The sequence below is a fragment of the Corallococcus sp. AB018 genome, assembly GCF_003986945.1.
Classification (GTDB): domain Bacteria; phylum Myxococcota; class Myxococcia; order Myxococcales; family Myxococcaceae; genus Corallococcus; species Corallococcus exiguus.
In genome coordinates this window covers 21,363-40,954 of record NZ_RAWR01000078.1, presented here as the reverse complement: position 1 = coordinate 40,954, position 19,592 = coordinate 21,363, and the positions used below count along the sequence as shown (strand labels likewise).

The window sequence follows — 19,592 nt, the reverse complement described above, 5'->3', positions numbered from 1 at the left end:
CTGTTCGGGGTGGGGAATGCAGCCTACAGTTGGAAAAGCGGCATTTTTTCCCCGGCCCACTTGTCTCGGAAGCCCATGACCCTGTTCCGGCACCCTGAAGATCGCATCCCGGTCCTGATGTTCCTTGGCGTGTTCGCGCTCGACCTGACGGTGTTCCTCACGGCCCAGAGCTGGTGGATCCCGGTGCTGTGGTTCGGACTGGGCATCATCCCCAAGGGATGGATCTGCTCGTGGAACCACCACCACCAGCACCTGTCCTTCTTCAAGCACGCGCTGCCCAACCGCCTGTTGGAGATCGTCTTCGGCTTCCAGACGGGCGTGACGTCGCAGGCGTGGTTCCTCCACCACGTGCTGGGCCACCACAAGAACTACCTGGACCAGACGCAGGACGAGTCGCGCTGGAAGCGGGATGACGGCTCGACGATGGGGGAGGTGGAGTACTCGCTGAGCACGGCGCTGACCGCGTACTCGCGCGCGTTCCACGTGGGGAAGAAGCATCACCCCAAGGCGCTGCGCGTGTTCGTGTGGATGGCCGCGCTCCAGGTGGTGCTGCTGGCGGGCCTGTTCTGGGTGAACCCCTACAACGCGCTCTTCGTGTTCCTCTTGCCCATGATGGCGTCGCTCTACGTGACGACCTGGGCCACGTACTTCCACCACGTGGGCCTGGAGACGGCCAACCACTCGGAGGCCTCGTACAACATCCTCCACAAGGGCTACAACCTGATGACGGGCAACCTGGGCTACCACACCGCGCATCACACGCGGCACGGTCTGCACTGGTCCAAGCTGCCGGAGCTGCACGCGCAGCTGGCGCAGGAGATCCCCGCGAACCTGTACCGCCAGCCGGGCATCCCGTTCGTCTGGAGCGGCTCTGAAGAGAAGCTCGTGCTGAGCGAGCACGAGGTCGCCGCGCTCTCCGGCAGGCCCGTGGAAGGCAGCGGGGAGAAGCTGGCCGCCTAGCGGTCCCGCTGTCCCCGCTGGATGCTCCCGCCGGAAGTGCTCCTTCCGGCGGAGGGTGCCGCGGTCAGCTACTTCGGCTGCTGCTGCGGCTCCGTCGTGCGGTTCGCCGCGATGTTGATGACGTTGAGGAGCAGGTCCTTCACGCGGCGGGGCTTGTTGCCGCCGTTGTCCTCGATGATCTTGTCGATGTCGTCATCCTGCCGGTGGTACTCCGGGATGAGGTCGCCGCCGCCCTCGGGGTTGGACAGGCCCTCGAAGAGGAAGAGGACGTCCTCGCCCTTGCGCCCGAAGGACGCGCCGTCCTGCCGGTCGCGGTAGACGTTGATGTCGCGGTTGATGCGGTCGAACGGATCCGCCAGCTGCTGGTTCGCCTGGTCCACCACGTCACGGAAGTAGTTGGGCTGGCCCTTGGTGTTGGTGTCCACCACGGACAGGCGCTGATCATCCCAACGGCCCACCATGTCCGTGTTGATGACGCCGGCGATGTTCTTCAGCTCCAGGCCGGGGATGGGGTGGTCCACGAAGTACTGCGAGCCCACCAGGCCCTTCTCCTCCGCGCCCGTCCAGATGAAGAGCACGGAGCGGTCCAGCTTGCCGTTCTTCGCGGCCTCCGCCAGCTCCGGCACCGCCGCCATCAGCACCGCGCTGCCGGACGCGTTGTCGTCCGCGCCGTTGTACGGGTTGCCCTTGCGGTCCACGCCCACGTGGTCCAGGTGGGCCATCACCACGATGACCTCGTCCTTGTGGGGGCCGGTGCCGGGCAGCATGGCCATGGTGTTCACCGCCTGGCCCGTGGCGGCGGCCACCTGCTTGAGCTCCTCCACGCTGCGCTGCTTGCCCGCGCGCGCCGGCACCACCGACTGGCCCGCCGCCTTCATCGTCTGCTCGTACTGCTGGTTGAGCTTCTTCAGCGTGTCCTTGGGCATCTTCTCGTCCAGGTAGAAGCCTTCCTGGAACATCGTGTGGCCGAACTGCTTGTGCTCGGCATGCCCTGCGTGCGCCGCGCCCGCCGTCTCGCCCGCCTTGTCCGCGCCCAGCCACGAGTAGACGTTGAACTTCTGCTGGAAGGGGTTCTCCGGGTTGTTGATGTTGGGCCCCACGAGCCCGTACTTCTCCGCGTGGGCCTGCACGTAGACGGAAGCGGCATCCAGGCCCGCGGAGGGGCTGTCACGTCCCTGCAGCGCGTCCGAGGCCAGGTACTCGAGGTGCGTCATCGGATCCGAGTCGACCGAAACGGGCGGCTCGGTGGGCGCCTCCGGAGGCACCGGCGTCGTCGGCGCGGGCGTCGGGGTGGTGGGCGCGGGCAGCCCCAGGATCGGAGGCGGCGCGGGCAGCCGCGGCAGCTGGCCGGGCGCGGGGCGCGTGCTGCCGGAGGACTCGAAGCCGTCCTTGAATGCGAGAGGGCGGTTCCGGGACTTCGCATCCGTCGTCCGGGCGTCCTGCGAGGACAGCCGCGAGACGGAGGTGAGGGGACGCGAGCTGTCGTTGATCTTCGAGGCCATGGTGGGGAGTCCGGGGGAGGAACAGCGCTCCCCAGATTATCCGCCGAACCCCCTGGGGAGTTGTGCGCCACGGCAAAGTTCCGCCCGCGTCCGGCTCATCCCTTGAATCCCCGTTTCAGGACCCCGCCCGCGAGTAAGGGGTCCTGAGGCTCCGGGTGAGACCGGACCTGCTACAAATCGCGTGTTTCATGTGACATCCGCCGCTACTCCGTTTTCTCAATCAATGAATGACACGAGTGAAACAGACGGGCTCCAGGTGTTGGCGTGAGGGGTGCAGTGGGGCAGCGGGCAGTACACCCCACACCATGAGGTAACGGATGCATCTGAAGATCACGGGTTCCCTGCTGGCTTCCATGCTGCTGAGCATCACGGGTTGCGCGGGCGGTGCCGATGACGGCCAGGCCTCCGGTTCCCTGAACGCGCAGGAAGCCGCGGCGTCCCAGTGCGTGAAGAAGTTCGAAGGCATCACCAGCTGCGCGCTGGGCCGCGCGAAGGTGGATGCCGTCGCTGACGGGCTGGCGGTGTCCAACCTCACGACCCAGAAGGACGGCGTCTCCAGCAGCTTCACGCAGGCCGTGAAGTGGGAGCAGCGCGTGGCGACGCGTCTGGGGGCGCAGGGTGGCTACCAGCTGTCCGCGCGCGATGGCGATCAGGTCGTCAGCACGCTGAAGGTGACGCCGGGCCGCGAGGCGAACACGGTCAACATCCTGCCCACGTTCACGGGCTCGCCGGGCGGCTCCGCGTACCGGATGAACATCTACCGGGGCGGCGTGCTCCAGGGCTCCAGCCCCCAGCCGGCCGGGCTGATGATCACCTTCACCAACTGGCGGGACTTCCTCCGCTGGGCGGAGATGAACCACCACTTCCTGAACGACTTCGACATCGACGGGCTGTCCACCGGCTCCGCGGAGACGAACGTGGGCGCGTGCGTGTGGCGCCTGGACTCGGAGAAGAACACCTTCACCGTGGACATCAACGGCAAGTCCGTCACCGGTGACTCGGTGGAGTTCATCGAGACCGTCGCGGATGGCGCGTACCCGTACCGTCACTTCACGGGCATCGACACGAACGCCATCGCTGGCGAGTACACCATCCGCTCCGAGTCCATCACCCAGCCCACGGGCGTGAAGTAGCGCGAACCCGCGGTCCCAGCGCCGGACGGGAACACGGCCCCGTCCGGCGTGCCGCCTAGCGTCTCCCGGAGACGGAGGACGTGGGCGTCGCCATGTTCCGGCCGCTGCCTCCCACGCCCGACGCAGGGCTCACCGTGGGCGTGCGCCCGGCCTCCAGCGGGGCCTTGCGGGCCGGCGCGAAGGAGGCGGGGACTTCGTTGGCGTAGAGCAGCTTGTAGGCGCTGTAGCTGCTGAGCACGCGCTTCACGTAGTCGCGGGTCTCGTCGAAGGCGATGTGCTCCACCCACTCGTCCAGCTCCGCCTGGGGCAGGGCCTTGCGCCAGCGCTCCACCGCATTGGGGCCTGCGTTGTAGGCGGCCACCGCGTAGGCGGGGTTGCCGTCGAAGTGCTTGAGCAGCGAGCCCAGGTACGCCGCCCCCAGCCGGATGTTCGGCGCGGGCTGGAGCAGCGACGACATCTCGAACGACGCCAGCTTGAGCGAGTCCGCCACCGCCTGCGCCGTCGTGGGCATGAGCTGCGCGAGCCCCAGCGCGCCGGTGGACGAGCGCGCGCGTGGGTTGAACCGGCTCTCCTCGCGGATGAGGCCCTGCAGGAGGTCGGGGTCCACGCGTGCGGCCTTCGAATAGCTCTGGATGAGCGGCCGGAACGCGAGCGGCCACGTCGCCTCCCACACCGGACGGGACGCGGCGCTGAGCGGCCCGGCGGCCTCCTGGCGCAGCGTCACGCGAGCCACCTGCCGCGTGGCCCGGCCGCGGCCGGTGCGGCGCATGGTCTGGTAGAGCAGCCGCGCGGGCGCTTCCGCCAGGCCGCGCGTGTCCACCGCGAGCAGCTCCTCCACCACGCCCGGCTGTCCCAGGCGCAAGAGCTCCACGCCCGCCGCGAAGCGCGCATCCTTCTGGAGCGGGCCCGGGGGCAGGGGCCAGACCTCGTCGTTGGCCGGCGCGGCGGTGTTCAAGGTCTTCGCCACGGCCGGTTGCGCGGCGGTTTCCGTCAACCGCGCCAGTCGCTCCGGTGCGTGCTGCGCCAGCCGCGTGCGGGACAGCAGCCCGTACCAGGCCGTGGGCCGCTCGGTGGCGATGAGCTCGTAGCGCGCGAGCGCCGGGTCCAGCGCGCCAGCGTTCTCCTGGACTCGCGCCTGCCAGTAACGCGCGCGCCAGAGGGCGTCGTCGGTGCGCGCGGCCTCCGGCAGCTGCTCCACCGACATCAGCGACGCCAGGCCCTGCTGCGTCTCGCCCTTGCGCTGGTGCAGCCAGAAGGCGCGGAAGAGGGCCTCCGCGGCGAAGTTGCCGGCGGGGTAGCGCTTCGCGAGCGCCTCGTAGTTCTCCAGCGCCTCGTCCGCGCGGCCCAGGCGCTGCTGCGTCCAGGCCTCGAAGAACAGCGCGTCGTCCGCGTAGCCGTGCCCCGGGTAGTCCCGCGCCAGCGTGGCGTACGTCTCCACCGCCGCTTCGGGCTGCACCACGGACTGCGAATAGGCGAGCAGGTAGAGCGCCTGCGGCCGCTGCTCCGGCGACTGGCACTCGCGCGCCACCGGCTCCAGCACCTGGATGGCGCGGCGGTGCTGACGCTCCTTGCGCAGGGCGCGGCCCAGGGTGAGCTGGGCGCGGCAGGCCAGCTCGTCCGGAAGCTCCGTGCGAGGCCCCGAGCGGGCCAGCATGTTCATGGCCGGGACGTTCTGGTGCAGCTCCACCAGCGCCTCCGCGCGGCGCACGCGCCACTTCATGGGCAGGGGCAGGTCGCGCAGCAGGGCCTTCGCGCGGTCCGCCTCCGGCGACAGGGGCGCGGTGGCCCAGACCTCCAGCAGCGCGCGGTGCTCGGCGTTGTACTGCCCCGCCGCGCGCGCCAGGTCGCAGTACGCGAGCAGCGCCTTCATCCGCAGCGCGTCCGGCCCGCGAGCCTGCCGGCTGTCGATGAACTCCTGGAGCGCGGCCAGCGCCTCGGGGATCTTCAGCTGGCGCTTGAGCACGCGCGCCATGGTGAAGCGGGCCTCCGGGTAGAGCGGGGAGCCCGGGCTCACCAGGCCATACTGCTCCGCCGCGCGCAGCGGCTTGCGCAGCCGTTCATGCGACTGCGCGGCCTTCATCAGGCAGTGGTCGCGCAGCGGGACGTAGTCCTCCGCGAGCGCGGTGAACTCCGCGGCGGCGGTCGTGAAGTCGCGCGCGAGGAACGCGCTCTGCGCCTGGAGGAAGCGGCCGGGGAGGGAAGGGGGAGACTCCGTCGCGAGCAGCGCCCGCGCGGACTTGTACCGGCCGCGGTCGAACTCCGCCTTCGCCTTCGCCAGCAGGCCTTCCGCGAAGTAGGTCGAAAGCCGCTCCGGCCCGAAGGCCTCCGCCGTCACCTCGTCCTGCGAGGGCTGCGCCGTCGGCGTGTCGAGCAGGGCCTCCAGCTTCTCCTCCGACATCACGTCGCCGGAGTCGTCCTCGTCGGGCGCCTGTGCCCACGCGGTGCCCGGGGCCCACAGGCCCGCGCACGCAAGCAAGACCGCTGCTGTTCCTCGAAGTCCGTCCATGCCAGCCCTCGTTCGTCCGCCAGGGACTCGGATGGATTGGCACTGCGCGTACGCTTGGAACCTGCCCGCCTGTCCCCTTGTCAGGCGCACGTTGGCTTTCGTGCATCCGCCCCCAGGCACACATGTGGAGCCCTGCACGAAAGCCAACGGCCCGCGGACCCTGCGTCTGGCGTCTGGGGTGCTACATACCCAGGGGCGCCTGGCTGCTGTCAGGGCGCGGCGCTCTGCACCGAGAGGTCGCCCGGCATGCGGGGCGCCACCTCGTAGGTCGTCTCATACTGCGCGGCCAGCCCCACCACGGCGATGCGCTGTCCCACGGTGAGGGCCTGGAGCGCGGTCTTGTCGAAGCCGGCGGAGACGTGGACGAACACCTGCACCTCGCCGGTGCCGTCGTCGATGTAGAGCTTGTAGCCGTAGGGCGAGTCGTCCTGGAAAGCCTGGGTGATGGCGCCGCTCGCGCGGATGAGCTGGCCCTCCACGGACTCGTTCACGCCGCCGGTGGTCACTTCCTTGGGCGACACCTGCTCCGTGCCCGACTTCAGGTCCACGTCCTCGGGCACGCTCTTGAGGATGCGCAGCATGTTCTGCTCGTCCAGAGTGCCGGAGACGCGCACGCGGGCCCCCAGCCCGAAGGACAGCTTCTCCTCCAGCTTGACGTAGATGCCGCCGGTGTCGTCCTGGATGGCGAAGCCCTCATCGCCCAGGGCGGAGGAGAACGTGCCGGGCGCCACGGTCACCGCGCCCTCCACCACCACCTCCGAACCGTTGGAGCGCGAGCGCGCGTCCTCGATGGAGAGCACCGGATGACACCCGGCGAGCGCGAGCACGAACGCGCCCAGCAGCGTCACGGCGCTCCGGCGCGAAAGGGAAGGGGAGGAGGGAAGGGAGGTCGAGTTCATGGCCGCCTTCTATCACCCGGCGGCCACGGATGGCCTGTATTTCTGATTGTTCCGGAATTTGCCCGAGAGGGGACTGGCGTCTGGCTTTGTGTCACGCAGCCGCCCGCCGGAGTGTAGACAGGTGATACATGAGGATAACCGATGTGAAGCATTGGCTCCTCTTGCGGTCGGCGGGCCTGTAGCTTTACCGTGCGCCTGCTGCCCTCCCCCGGATATCCATGGCCACTCCGAGTCTCCCGTCGTCGAGTGTCGCGCTTGAATCAAGACCCCCTCTGGCCCGCGTCTGGTGGCTCGCGCTGCGGCCCAAGACGCTGACCGCCTCCGTCGCCCCCACGCTGCTGGGCTGGGCGTTCGCGAACGCGGAGGGCCACTGGCGGCTCGCGCCGGCGCTGACGTTCCTGGTGGGCTTCGTGCTCATGCAGATCGTCAGCAACCTGGTGAACGACTACGCGGACTTCGAACGGGGCGCGGACACCGAGGCGCGTCTGGGGCCCGCGCGCGTCACGCAGAAGGGCTGGCTCACGGCGCGCGAGGTGGCGACGGCCGCGGCGCTGGCGTTCACCGGATCCTCGCTCGCGCTGCTGCTGCTGACCCAGGCGGAGGGCTGGCCGGTGTTCGCGGGCGGCGCCTTCTGCCTGGCGGGCGCGGTCTTCTACTCCGCGGGCCCCGTGCCCCTGGGGTACCTGGGCCTGGGGGACGTGCTGGTGCTGATCATCTTCGGGCTGCTGGGGGTGAGCGGCAGCTATGTGGTGCTCACGCACCACGTCACACCGGCCGTGCTGGTGGCGGGGCTGTCCATGGGGCTCTTCTCCGCGGGCATCCTCGCGGTGAACAACCTGCGCGACCGCAAGACGGACGTGATCGCCGGCAAGCGCACGCTGGTGGTGCGCTTCGGCCAGCGCTTCGGGCAGTGGGAATACACGCTGGCGGTAGGGGGCGCGTTCGTGCTCCCAGTGATTGCCTGGGCGGTGCTGCCGGAGCACCGCTGGGCCTGGCTCCTCACCCTGGTCGCCGTGCCGCTCGCGGTGCGGCAGATCCGCGCCATCTGGCGCGAGGACGGCAGCGCGCTCAACCCACACCTGGGGAAGACTGCCGCGCTCGGGCTGGTGTTCGCGCTGCTCCTGTCCGCGGGCCTGAGCCTCTGATCCGGCGCGCGGGCGCGTGCTTCCCTCTGTGCGATCTGAAGTCCACGAATTGCGCGGACTCTCATAATGTGGTCAGTTTGAACCGATGAGGTGTTCTCCTCCCAACCCTTACCAGGCCTCACCATCTCCGCGTCGCGGAGCGCTGGCGGCGTCGGGAAGGGTGGGTCGCGTGGGCCCGCGCGTGAGGACACCTGCTCCTTTTCCTCCCCCCGACTCCCTCCGGCCTCGTCTTCCATGAATCGCTCAATCCTGTTGAAGAGCGCGTGGTGCGCCCTGCTGGTGCCCCTGCTGTCCTGCAACCTCCTCAAGGTCACTGATGACGAGGGGTCCACCACGGGCCGCGGTGCCAAGCGGTTCGACCCGTACCAGGGCCTCAACTCCGGAGCGATCCGGCTGAGCCTCCAGTACATCAACGGCTGCGCCTTCCTGCCCAACGGGCAGATGGTGGCGAAGAACGGCGTGCCGTTGAGGCACAACGACCTGCCGGTGACCTACCCGGACGTGTGCGTCACGCCGCTCGCGCAGAACCCGCTGACGCAGTCGCCTCCCACGGGGACGCTGCAGATCCTGTCGGACACCCAGTACTTCCTGAACCAGTTCTCCGTGTCGGAGACCGTGGTCAACCAGCACAACAATCCCAACGACCAGACGGCCGCGCTGGCGTGGATCAAGAACCAGTCCGTCTTCTCGGGACTGGACTGGACCAACGTCAACCAGGGCCCGGACGAGTGGAGCTTCTACAGCCTCGCGGGCGCGGTGGAGGACTGCTGGACCCGCGAGGTGCAGTTCGGCAACGCGAACTGGCAGAAGGTGAAGGACGACACCATCACCGTGGAGGTGCTGGACGAGTCGGGCACCCCGCGCGCGAGCCAGACGTATCTGCGCTCGGAGCTGCTGGCCTCCTCGCCCTACGCCGGCCACAGCCGCTTCTCCTGGCGGTCGGAGAACCTGAAGCCGCCGCGCTTCCCCGGCGACAAGGACCCGGGCACCGTGACGGGCTTCGCGGGTGGTCTGGACCAGAGCGCCATCACCCGCACCATCGCGCGCGTGGACTGGGTGGGCAGCACCAACCCCTTCAAGGTGCTGCGCGTGCCGCGCCTGTCCGGTCCCGGCGCGCTCAAGGCCACCTGGAGCCAGCTGCCGGACAAGCCGTTCTTCTTCCCCGTCACGTACGTCATCCCGGATGATCGCCCGTCCACCTGCACCGACGACGCCGGCAACCCGGTGCAGTGCAACCCGGGCCTGGACTCGCGGCTGGTGTTCTCGCCCCCGAAGGAGGGCAGCTTCTACAAGCCCGGCGAGGACGTGAGCGTCTACGTGGACCTGCGCGACAGCGCGGGCGCCCACCTGCACTCGCGCGACCTGTTGCCCAGCGCGCGGGAGATCATCAGCGGCCAGTCCAACGGCCTCGTGACGTTCGTCCCCGGCGTCATCGCGTCCGTCACGGAGAACGACTCCATCTCCAACGTGGCCATCGCGGGCCCCCTCCAGGATCTCCAGGTCCTGGGCAACCCCAGCGACAAGCCCCAGTTCTTCGCCAAGCCGTTCCCGTTCGCGACGCTGGATGACGCCACGCTCACGGGGCTGACGCCGGGCCTCATCGACTACAAGTGGCCCACCCGCCAGACGTTCTCGCTGCCCGCGAACGCGAAGCCGGGCACCTACGTGGCACTGGTGAAGTTCAACCGTGGAGCCATGGGCGAGCGCGTCGCGAAGCTGAACCCCTTCTTCTTCCAGGTGGGCCAGGACGAGTCGACGACGTACCCGGGCAACGTGGGCAACTGCCAGCTCTGCCACCGCGGCGTGCTGTCGCTGGACAACCTGCGCCACGGCCTGTCGGTGGACCACATCGAGAGCTGCAAGGTCTGCCACCACTACGACACGGACACGGTGGGCCGCACGCAGGAGATGGTGCACCGCATCCACATGAACTCGCCCACGTACCCGGCGAACCGCGCGGACTGCACCGTGTGCCACCTGACGCGCAAGAGCACGGAGCGTCCCAGCCTGTCGCTGTGCGGCTCCTGCCACATCTCCCAGCACGGGGACGAGTTCTTCCAGATCGCCTTCAACCAGCGCGGCACGCCCAGCCGGTTCGGCAACTGCGCGCAGACCTGTCACGGCGGCGATCAGCTTCCCGCCAGCCACATCCTCCCCGCGAAGTAGGGGAAGCACCCCGCCATGCAAAGAGCTCTCTTCGTCGGAACGCTCCTCGGCGCGGCCCTGCTGAACGCCGGCTGCCAGGAATCCTCCAACAACCCCTCGGCGTCGACCTTCACGCCGCGCCCCACGTATGAGAACCGCGAGCCGGAGGGCCTCACCTCCCGGCTGAACGGCTTCACCGTGGACCCGGAGGCCTACTTCTTCAACCTGGCGGCCTGCGCGCCGCCGCCCGCGCAGTGCCCGCTGCCGCCGCTGTACGCGGAGTTCAGCCCGCTCCTGCAGCGCGCGGTGGTGCAGAACGCGCCCATCACCCTGCTGGACAGCGCCACGGGCCAGGTGCTCGCGGAGAGCGGCGTGTTCGCTGCATCGGACGCCCATGGCGTCTGGACGCTGGACAAGGTGCCCACGCGCCGGGGCGCGCCGTTCTTCGTGCTGTCGTCGGCGTTGCCAGGGGTGCCGAGCGGCACGCTGGCCAATAATGCCCCTGCGGGGCCGCCGCTGCCGCCGCTGCCTCCCGTGCCGGAGGGCAACTACGTGCCCACGCTGACGGTGCGGCCGGTGGTGCCCGCGCACAGCGCCTGCGTGGGCCTGGAGGCCCTGCAGATGAGCGACAAGGGCATCCTGGAGGCGGTCGCGAAGTACCTGACCACCGAGGGCACGCTCACCACGGTGGCGGACCTGCTCAACCCGGCCCGCTTCGGCGGCGTGACGGTGTTCTGGCTGTACCGGCCGGGCTTCCCCGTCTTCCGCGTGCCAGCTGCGAACACCACCGTGGTGGCCAGCGCGGGCCGCGTGCTGAACATCGAGTGGGCGCCCCCAGGCGCGCTGCCGCCGCCGCTGGCGCCGTTCCAGTCCACGCGCGGCTTCTTCATCCCGCCGGGGCCGCCGGCGCCGAACAGCTCCCTGGGCGTCGTCGCTGTCGTCCACCCGCCGCTGCCGCTGCCGCCGATGGGGCCGCCGCCGGTGGTCCACTACGAAGCGGTGGACTCCACCACCAGCGACCCGGAAGGGCGCCCGTGGGTGCTCCAGCCGCTGGATCTCCCCGTGGCCCCGGGCAGCGTGACGTTCGCTGGCCTCCAGATGTACAGCAAGACGCCCTCGACGACGCCTTCGATTCCCCCGCCCAGCACCTGTCTGCCGGGCCAGTAGCCGCCTCACCCGTCCCAACACCGGCGCTCTGTCCACTCCTCCCCCGTGGAGCAGACGGAGCGCCGTGTGCCGTCCCCGTTCATCCGGAGAAGCGTTCCCCATGATGAAGAAGATCCTGATCGCCATTGGTGCGTTGGTCGCCCTGGTCCTGATTGGCGCGGGTTCCGCCATGGGCGTGGCCACCCACAAGATCAACAAGACGTACGACTATGTCGCGCTGCCCAACATCACGCGGGACAGCTCTCCTGAGGGCATTGCCCGCGGTGAGCAGGTGTTCCGCGCGGTGTGTGGCGAGTGTCACGCGGGCGGAGGCAACACCAAGCCCGTGGGCGGCCGGATGTTCGACTTCCCGGCCGAACTGGGCACGTTCTACTCGGCGAACATCACCTCCGACATGGAGAAGGGCGTGGGCGCCTGGACGGACCAGGAGATCGCCCGCCTGGTGATCAACGGCATCGACAAGAACCACCACTTCCGCCCCATGCCCCCGTTCCCCAACATGGGTGACAAGGACATCGCGGCGGTCATCGGCTTCATGCGCTCCGGGCACCCGGACTTCGCGCCGGAGAAGCAGCAGCCGCCGCGCTCCGAGCTGACGCCCCCGGGCCGGATGGCGTTCGCGTTCGCCATGGGCATCAACGACAAGGGCCGCACGGAGCCGGTGCCCGTGCCCGCGAAGGCGGCGGACTCCGTGGAGTACGGCCGCTACCTGGCCTCCAGCGTCTACGACTGCACCTTCTGCCACTCGCCCGGCCTGGAGAGCAGCGCGGTGAAGATGCAGCACCCGGAGACGCTGCTGAGCGGCGGCTTCGAGTTCGACATGGTGCCGCTGGGCGGCGAGGGCAAGCTGCTGTCGCCCAACATCACCCCCAGCGAGACGGCCGGCATCGGCAAGTGGACGCTGGACGAGTTCAATCACGCCATGGTCACGGGCATCACGCCCGGGGGCTACATCCTGCGCGCGCCCATGCCCAAGTACCGCTACGCGGACGCCGTGGAGCTCTCCGCCCTCTACACCTTCCTGCGCTCCATGAAGCCCAACGACAAGGTCGTGCCGCCGCCCGCCGGTGGCCGCCCCAAGGCGGAGCCCTCCAGCGACCCGGAGAAGATGTTCAGCTCGCTGGGCTGCGCGACCTGCCACGCCCCCGGCAAGGCCTACGAGGCCAAGCTCCAGGGCGCCAAGGGCAAGGCTCCGGAGGAAGTGGCGAAGTGGATCCGCAACCCGGAGACCTTCAAGCCCGGCACGCAGATGCCCACCTACGAGTCCCTCGTCGACGAGAACAACGCCCTCGCGCTCGCCAGGTACGTCCTGGGCAAGACGGGCGGCACCGTGAGTGAAGGCACCGCGCCCTGAGTTTGACATCGATGTGACAAAGGCCCCCGCGTGAGTGTCAACACGCGGGGGGCCTCGTGAAACATCGAATTTCTTCTGAGCGGGTGTCATCACACGAGGGACCGGTTCAGATAAGCTTTCATGTGAAGTCGTTCCCCCACCCCGCGGAGCGTCATTTCATGAATGTTTCACCGGCTTCCCCCTCGGCTCACCGGTCGCAGCGTTCCCAGTCGCTTCACCTCCACGAGACAAAGGCCCCGGACGCGCAGGGGCCCATCCGGTTGGATGACGTGCTCTGGAATCCGGTCAACGCGGAGGAGGCGCTGGAGGGTCTGGAGAAGATCCTCGGCCGGCTGAACGCGCGGGATGACTCACGCGCCATCTTCCTGGACATCTACGCCATCGTCACGCGGAAGGTCGTCCACCTGCTGAGCCGCGATGACGCGGGCGGCTTCCTCGAACCCGAGTGGCTGTCTCACCTGACGGGCCGCTTCGCGGAGGAGGCGCTCATCGCGGTGCGCGACTCGCTGAAGAACCTGCCGCTGCCCACCGCGGCGTGGCGCTTCGCGACGCACTACCCGGCCCAGGGGCTCACGCAGCCGTACCAGGACGCGCTGCTGGGCGTGAGCGCCCACATCAACCACGACCTGGGAATGGTCGTCTACGACAACATCGCCCACCAGTCGCCGCCGGCGGATGCACGCCGGATGGCGCGCTACCGGCATGACTACTTCCACGTGAACGAGATCCTCCGCTCGTGCATCCCGGACTGCGTGGACCTGCTCGCGGAGCGCTACCGGTGCGCGTCCACGCGGCTGCTCCTGCGCGTGCCCTTCAGCCGCCCCGTGGTGGAGCGGGCGGTGATGCGGATGCTCATCGTCTGGCGGCAGCGCGTCTGGGACAACGTCGTCGCGATGCTGGAGGCGCAGACGCCCGAGGAGCACCAGGCCGTCGTGGAGCGCGTCCGCACGACGTCCGGCCGCATCGCGCAGGCGCTGTGCGCGGACAAGGCGCTCTGGTGGACGGTGCGCGGCGAGTCACCGCCGTTCAGCCTGGACCTGCCGCCGGAGGCATGGCCCGGCGTGGTGCCGCCTCCGGAGCCGGACGCGGACGCTGCCCGCGCCGGCTAGCAAGCCGCATCAGGAGGGCGTGACTCCGGCCACGAGGTAGAAGCGCACCTGGCCGGAGTTGACGGCGTAGGCGACGTCCACGCCCAACAGGGGCAGCACGACGTTGTTGAGGTACAGCCGCAGGCCCCCGCCCACGCCCTGGGCCACGGTGACGGCGTTCTGGCCCGTGATCGTCTCCCGCAGGTAGTTGCGGATGACGCGTCCGTTGGCGTCGCGCAGGTTTCCGTCCTCGGGCACATCCCACCATGCGATGGCACCCGTGTCGGAGAAGGCCACGCCCCGGAAGGCCAGCGACTGCACCTTGAAGAGGGGGAAGTGGTACTCGGCCGTGAAGGTGAGCCGGCTGTCGCCGCGGAACTGCCGGTACTGGAAGCCGCGCAGCGTGTTGCCGCCCATCACCAGCTCCTGTTGGAAGGGCAGGTGCCTGCCCAGCACCAGCTCCCCGCGCAGCACCAGGTTGTTCTCCGTGAAGAAGCGGATGCCGTGGCGATAGAGGAGGCCGAACTTGCGGTAGTCGAACTCGCTCCACACGCCCGGGGTGGACACCTCGTAGGAGGCCTCCAGGTTGAGCCCCTCCGTCACCGCGTGCAGCGTCTGGCGCGAGTCCAGGCCCACCATGAGGCGCAGCGACGTGTCTCGCATGGCGGGGCCGGTGGAGAACGGCGGCACCGTCACCGGCATCTCCGGATCCGGAGTCTTCGCGTCGATGCTGGCCAGGCGGTACTTCGCCGCCGCGCGCACGCGCTCGAAGAGGATGAAGCCCAGTTCGGAGCTGATGGACGCGGAGTTGAAGCGCGTCCGCCGGAGGATCTCCGGGTCGTCCTCACTGGCGTCCATGCTGTACTCGTCCACGCGGTCGCTCTTCAGCTGTCCCTCCAGGCTGAACTTGAGCTGCGGCAGGCCGAAGAGGATCGGATCCAGGAAGCCCACGTACAGGCCGCTCTCGCCGGTGCTCACCTGCGCCGCGACGGCGAACTTCTTCGCGCGGCCGCCCAGGTTGTTCTCCGCGTAGAGCAGCCCGCCGCCGGTGTTCGCGGAGGACAGCGCCACCGTGGGGGCCACCACCCACGACGCCTTGTCCTTCACCCGCAGCACCAGCCGCACGCGCCCGTCGGGCATCGGCTCGGTGCCGACACGGACCTCCTGGAAGAGGCCGGTGGCCAACAGGCGCCGCTCCACCTTCTCCAGTTCCTCGCTGTCCACCTCGTCGCCCACGCCCACCTGTCCGAACGAGCGCACCGTCCCGGACGTCGTCTTGTTCGCGCCCTCCACCGTCACCTCTCCGACCTGGGAGCGGTCGATGGGGGACACGGGCGTGTCCTCGTCGGCGTGGGCGACGGGGGCCGCCAGGCCCGTCAGGGCCAAGGCGAGGACGGACAGGTGACGGCGAAAGCAGGAGAGCGGCACGCACTGCTCATACTCCACGGGCCGTGGGCACTGGTTGTTTCGACGCGTGTCCGCCGGTGCGGGCGCGCGATGTTCAACGTTCGGCATCCGGAGCGACCCGAGGGGCGGCCCCCCGTGCGACCTGGAGAACAGTGGCACCCGGACGAGCGCCCCGGTCATGGACGGATTATGCTCATAATGTGGGCGGGCATCCGTCCCGGAGGGACGCGGGCATGGCATCGACGGCAGAGGGCGGGCGCCAGGAGTTGTTCCTGGACGACCTGTCCGTGGGGCAGAAGTTCTTCAGTGACACGCACGCGCTGGACGCGGCGCAGATCATCGCCTTCGCGAGGGAGTTCGACCCGCAGGGCTTCCATCTGGACGACGCCGCGGCGAAGGACACGCTGTTCGAAGGGCTGGCGGCGAGCGGCTGGCACACGGCGGCGCTCACCATGAAGCTCAACGTCCAGAGCGGTCTGCCCTTCAAGGGAGGCATCGTGGGGGCGGGCGGCGACATCCGCTGGCCCCGGCCCACGCGCCCGGGAGACATCCTCCAGGTGGAGAGCGAGGTGCTGGAGATCATTCCCTCCCGCACGCGGCCGGACCGGGGCATCGCCACGGTGCGCAGCGAAACTCGCAACCAGAAGGGCGACGTGCTGCAGGTGCTCATCGCGAAGCTGGTGCTGCCCCGTCGCCCTGCGAGCGGGTGAGCGGGACGTGACGCTTTGCGTGAGCGCTGGCGGAGGCTACCGTGCGGCCCGCATCGGCCGTGGTCCCCGTCCCGCTCTCGAGGAGTCCCTTCGCATGTCCCGCGCCCCCCCTGACTTCGACCTGGCCTCCGTGGACGTGGAGGGCTTCTACGCGGAGCTGAAGGCGCTGCGCGCCCAGCTGGACGCGAACCTGGGTGAAGCGGACAAGGCGCACCTGCGGAAGATGGAGCGGTGGGGGAAGGTGGCTTCAGTGCTGGGCATGGCCACGGCGTGGATTGCTCCCAATCCACTCTCCGCGGTGGCGCTGGGCCTGGGCCGCTCCACGCGCTGGCTGCTCATGCACCACGTGGGGCACCGGGGCTATGACCGCGTGCCGGGCATGCCCGCGTCGCGCACCAGCAAGGGCTTCGCGAAGGGGAACCGCCGGTTCGTGGACTGGCTGGACTGGATGCTGCCGGAGGCGTGGGTCTTCGAGCACAACGTGCTGCACCACTCGCACACCGGCGAGGACGCGGATCCGGACCTCCTGGAGCGCAACGCGGAGGGCTCGCTGCGTGACACCGGCCGGCCGCTGGCCCTGCGCTACGTGCAGCTGGCGCTGCTGGCCGTCACCTGGCGCGCGAGCTACTACGCGCCGGAGACGCTGGGCTCGCTGCGCCGCAAGGGCCGCCGCGAGGGTGGGGCGCTGACGCGCACGGAGCTGTGGGAGCTCTTCACGCGCTGCTACCTGCCGTACGCGACCGTCTTCTTCGGGCTGTATCCGGCGGCGTTCCTGGTGGTGGGGCCGTGGGCGGCGTTCAGCGTGTTCTGCAACTCCGTGCTGGCGGACGTCGTCACCAACCTGCACACGTTCTTCGTGGTGGGCCCCAACCACACCGGCGAGGACCTGTACCGCTTCGACTCCGCGCCCGCGAACAAGGCGGAGCGCATGGTGCAGCAGGTGGTGGGCAGCGCGAACTACCGCACGGGCGGCGACCTCAACGACTTCGCGCACCTGTGGCTGAACTACCAGATTGAGCACCACCTCTGGCCGGACCTGCCGATGCTGAAGTACCGCGAGGCGCAGCCGCACGTGCGCGCCCTCTGCGAGAAGTACGGCATCCCGTACGTGCAGGAGAGCGTCTGGACGCGCGCGCGGAAGATGGTGGACGTCGTCGTGGGCAAGGCGTCCATGAAGCGGCTGGTGAAGGCCGCGGCGCCCGGGATGTCTGCCGCGGACGCTCGCGCCGAGGCCTCCGCGGCCTGAGCGTCAGGCGGGCGGAGCGCGACGGCGGCGGGGCAGCGGGGCGAGCGCCACGGGCGTGGCCTCCGAGGCCGTGGCTTCCTGGCGCACGGCCTCCGCGTTCACCACGCGTACACCGTCAGGTTGGACGGGCAGCCCCAGGGTGTCCACGAAGAGGCGGTAGCTCTCCTCCAGGCGGCGGTGCAGCGAGTTGAACGTCTGGTGCGCGGTGCCGGGCATGTCCTCGGTGTAGGTGAAGTACCAGCGCAGCTCGTCCAGGCGCCCGTAGAAGTGGTCCACCACCGCCTGCTCCTGTTCGGTCAGGTGGATGAGCTGGGCGAAGGCGCCGTCCGCGTAGCGCGAGGCCACCGTCTCCACCAGCGGGTCGCGGCTGCGCAGGCGGGAGAAGAGGAGGAACATGTCCTCCTTGCGTGCGGCCAGCCGGCGCATGATGCCGGCGGCGTCGAGGGCGAGCAGGTTGCGCACGCGCGCGGTGGTTTCGTCGGCCTTCTTGCGGCGAGCCATGGTGCGACACAGCCTACCGTCAGTGGTACCCCTCCACGCCAGGGGCCGCCCGCTTCGTGAGGAGCCGGGCGGCCGGGCCCATGCCGGCCCCACGGCGTTGCGGCGCGGCGGGAGAGCGGTTGTTACGGTGGGGCCACCATGGTGCTCAAGATCGTCCAGGCGGGGGAACCGGTGCTGCGCCAGCGCGCGCGGGAGCTGACCCCGGAAGAAATCGGCAGCGAAGCGACGCGGCAGCTCATCCAGCTGATGCGCGACACGATGCGGGACGCGCCCGGCGTGGGGCTCGCGGCACCCCAGGTGGGCGTGGGCCTGCGGCTGGTGGTCATCGAGGACCGCGCCGAGTACCAGGCTGGCGCGGCGCCCGCGGACCTGGCGCTGCGGGAGCGCTCGCCGGTGGCCTTCCACGTGCTGATCAACCCCAAGCTCGTGGTGGAGGACCCCACGCCGATGGAGTTCCACGAGGGCTGTCTGAGCGTGAACGGCTTCGCGGCGCTGGTGGCCCGGGCGCGTGGCGTGCGGGTGGAGGCGCTGGATGAGAACGGGCGGCCGGTGTCGGTGTCCGCGCGCGGCTGGTACGCGCGCATCATCCAACACGAGCTGGATCATCTGGACGGCACGCTCTACGTGGACCGCATGGAGACGCGCAGCCTCACGACGCAGGAGAACCAGCGACGGCACTGGCTGGGCAAGAGCACGGCCCAGGTGCGCACGGCGCTGGGGCTGCCAGAGCAGACCCCTTCGCTTCCCCGAAAGGACCCGACATGAGCAGCAAGCTGTTCTCCCCCTTGAAGCTGCGGGACATCACCCTGCGCAACCGCGTGGTCGTCTCGCCCATGTGCCAGTACTCGAGCGAAGACGGCTTCGCGAACGAGTGGCACGTGGTGCACCTGGGCAGCCGCGCGGTGGGGGGCGCGGGCCTGGTGCTGACGGAGGCCACGGCGGTGGAGCCGGAGGGCCGCATCTCGCCGCAGGACCTGGGGCTGTGGAAGGACGCGCACGTGGAGCAACTGGCGCGCATCAACCGCTTCATGCACCAGAACGGCGCCGCGTCCGGCGTGCAGTTGGCACACGCGGGCCGCAAGGCCTCCACGCCCCGTCCGTGGGACGCGGGCAAGCGCGTGGATCCGGAGCATGGCGGTTGGCAGGTGCTGGGCCCCACGACGGAGGCGTTCGACGAGGGCTACCCGGTGCCCACCGCGCTGGACGAGGCGGGCATCCAGCGCATCGTGAAGGCGTTCGCGGACGCGGCGGTGCGGGCGAAGGCCGCGGGGTTCCAGGTCATCGAGCTGCACGCGGCGCACGGATACCTGCTGCACGAGTTCCTGTCGCCGCTGTCGAACAAGCGGACGGACAAGTACGGCGGCACGTTCGAGAACCGGACGCGCTTCGCGCTGGAGGTGACGCGCGCCGTGCGGTCGAAGTGGCCGGAGTCGCTGCCGCTCTTCATGCGCATCTCCTCCACGGACTGGGTGGAGGGCGGCTGGACGCCGGAGGACTCCGTGGCGCTGGCGCGGCTGGTGGCGAAGGAGGGCGTGGACCTGATGGATTGCTCGTCCGGCGGCGTGGTGCCGTACGCGAAGATTCCGGTGGGGCCGGGCTACCAGACGCAGCTTTCGGAGCAGGTGCGCAAGGAGACAGGCTTGCTCACGGGCGCGGTGGGGATGATCCGCTCCGCGTTCCAGGCCGAGCACATCCTGGCCACGGGCCAGGCGGACGTCGTTTTCCTGGCGCGCGAGCTGTTGAGGGATCCGTACTGGCCGCTGCGCGCCGCGAAGGAGCTGCGTGCGGATGTGCTGTGGCCGCACCAGTACGAGCGCGCGAAGAACTGA

General features: G+C 69.5%; 16 protein-coding genes. 11 read left to right on the top strand and 5 right to left on the bottom strand.

Annotation, left to right across the window (positions count from 1 at the left end; translation table 11 throughout):
• The first annotated feature begins 75 nt into the window (after positions 1–75).
• On the top strand, positions 76–960 hold the full coding sequence (locus D7Y11_RS18075) for a fatty acid desaturase (RefSeq protein WP_120581581.1): 885 nt from the start codon (positions 76–78) through the stop codon (positions 958–960).
• Positions 961–1,028: 68 nt separating this feature from the next.
• On the opposite strand, the gene D7Y11_RS18070 is transcribed toward D7Y11_RS18075, so the two are convergent.
• Positions 1,029–2,462 (bottom strand): M28 family metallopeptidase, encoded by a 1,434-nt coding sequence (locus tag D7Y11_RS18070; RefSeq protein ID WP_126934292.1) that lies wholly within the window; start codon positions 2,460–2,462, stop codon positions 1,029–1,031.
• A gap of 317 nt (positions 2,463–2,779) precedes the next feature.
• Here D7Y11_RS18070 and D7Y11_RS18065 point away from each other — a divergent pair, with 317 nt between their 5' ends.
• The gene (locus D7Y11_RS18065) at positions 2,780–3,595 is read left to right on the top strand and encodes a hypothetical protein (protein WP_120581583.1); all 816 of its coding nucleotides are present in this window, start codon (positions 2,780–2,782) and stop codon (positions 3,593–3,595) included.
• Positions 3,596–3,650: 55 nt separating this feature from the next.
• Here the strand turns inward: D7Y11_RS18065 and D7Y11_RS18060 are convergent, their stop codons facing one another.
• Both D7Y11_RS18060 and D7Y11_RS18055 read right to left on the bottom strand, forming a co-directional pair.
• Positions 3,651–6,101, bottom strand: a complete 2,451-nt coding sequence (locus D7Y11_RS18060; protein ID WP_126934291.1) for a transglycosylase SLT domain-containing protein — start codon at positions 6,099–6,101, stop codon at positions 3,651–3,653.
• 209 nt (positions 6,102–6,310) lie between these two features.
• Complete coding sequence (locus D7Y11_RS18055) at positions 6,311–7,000, bottom strand: DNA-binding protein (RefSeq protein ID WP_120574274.1); 690 nt, start codon at positions 6,998–7,000, stop codon at positions 6,311–6,313.
• Positions 7,001–7,218: 218 nt separating this feature from the next.
• Between D7Y11_RS18055 and menA the strand changes: the two genes are divergently transcribed.
• The 5 genes from menA to D7Y11_RS18030 all read left to right on the top strand — a co-directional run bounded on the left by menA (position 7,219) and on the right by D7Y11_RS18030 (position 13,920).
• Positions 7,219–8,145: a 1,4-dihydroxy-2-naphthoate octaprenyltransferase gene (menA, locus tag D7Y11_RS18050; protein WP_120574273.1), complete on the top strand. Its 927-nt coding sequence runs from the start codon at positions 7,219–7,221 to the stop codon at positions 8,143–8,145.
• 234 nt (positions 8,146–8,379) lie between these two features.
• On the top strand, positions 8,380–10,311 hold the full coding sequence (locus D7Y11_RS18045) for a hypothetical protein (RefSeq protein ID WP_120574272.1): 1,932 nt from the start codon (positions 8,380–8,382) through the stop codon (positions 10,309–10,311).
• A gap of 15 nt (positions 10,312–10,326) precedes the next feature.
• On the top strand, positions 10,327–11,457 hold the full coding sequence (locus D7Y11_RS18040; protein WP_120574271.1) for a hypothetical protein: 1,131 nt from the start codon (positions 10,327–10,329) through the stop codon (positions 11,455–11,457).
• A 100-nt stretch (positions 11,458–11,557) separates the two neighbouring features.
• Complete coding sequence (locus D7Y11_RS18035) at positions 11,558–12,811, top strand: cytochrome c (protein ID WP_120574270.1); 1,254 nt, start codon at positions 11,558–11,560, stop codon at positions 12,809–12,811.
• 269 nt (positions 12,812–13,080) lie between these two features.
• Complete coding sequence (locus tag D7Y11_RS18030; protein WP_126934290.1) at positions 13,081–13,920, top strand: DUF5995 family protein; 840 nt, start codon at positions 13,081–13,083, stop codon at positions 13,918–13,920.
• A gap of 9 nt (positions 13,921–13,929) precedes the next feature.
• On the opposite strand, the gene D7Y11_RS18025 is transcribed toward D7Y11_RS18030, so the two are convergent.
• Positions 13,930–15,327: a BamA/TamA family outer membrane protein gene (locus tag D7Y11_RS18025; protein ID WP_233607323.1), complete on the bottom strand. Its 1,398-nt coding sequence runs from the start codon at positions 15,325–15,327 to the stop codon at positions 13,930–13,932.
• A gap of 212 nt (positions 15,328–15,539) precedes the next feature.
• On the opposite strand from D7Y11_RS18025, the gene D7Y11_RS18020 reads away from it, so the two are divergent.
• Both D7Y11_RS18020 and D7Y11_RS18015 read left to right on the top strand, forming a co-directional pair.
• Entirely contained in the window at positions 15,540–16,016 is a 477-nt protein-coding gene (locus tag D7Y11_RS18020; protein WP_120593574.1) for a MaoC family dehydratase, read from the top strand.
• Between the two features lie 94 nt (positions 16,017–16,110).
• Entirely contained in the window at positions 16,111–17,262 is a 1,152-nt protein-coding gene (locus D7Y11_RS18015; protein ID WP_120574266.1) for a fatty acid desaturase, read from the top strand.
• A gap of 3 nt (positions 17,263–17,265) precedes the next feature.
• On the opposite strand, the gene D7Y11_RS18010 is transcribed toward D7Y11_RS18015, so the two are convergent.
• Positions 17,266–17,763 (bottom strand): hypothetical protein, encoded by a 498-nt coding sequence (locus D7Y11_RS18010; RefSeq protein WP_120574265.1) that lies wholly within the window; start codon positions 17,761–17,763, stop codon positions 17,266–17,268.
• Between the two features lie 138 nt (positions 17,764–17,901).
• Between D7Y11_RS18010 and def the strand changes: the two genes are divergently transcribed.
• On the top strand, positions 17,902–18,528 hold the full coding sequence (def, locus tag D7Y11_RS18005; RefSeq protein ID WP_120574264.1) for a peptide deformylase: 627 nt from the start codon (positions 17,902–17,904) through the stop codon (positions 18,526–18,528).
• Positions 18,525–19,592, top strand: coding sequence for an NADH:flavin oxidoreductase/NADH oxidase (locus D7Y11_RS18000; protein ID WP_126934289.1), 1,068 nt, complete (start codon positions 18,525–18,527; stop codon positions 19,590–19,592). Before def ends, D7Y11_RS18000 begins: the two co-directional genes overlap by 4 nt.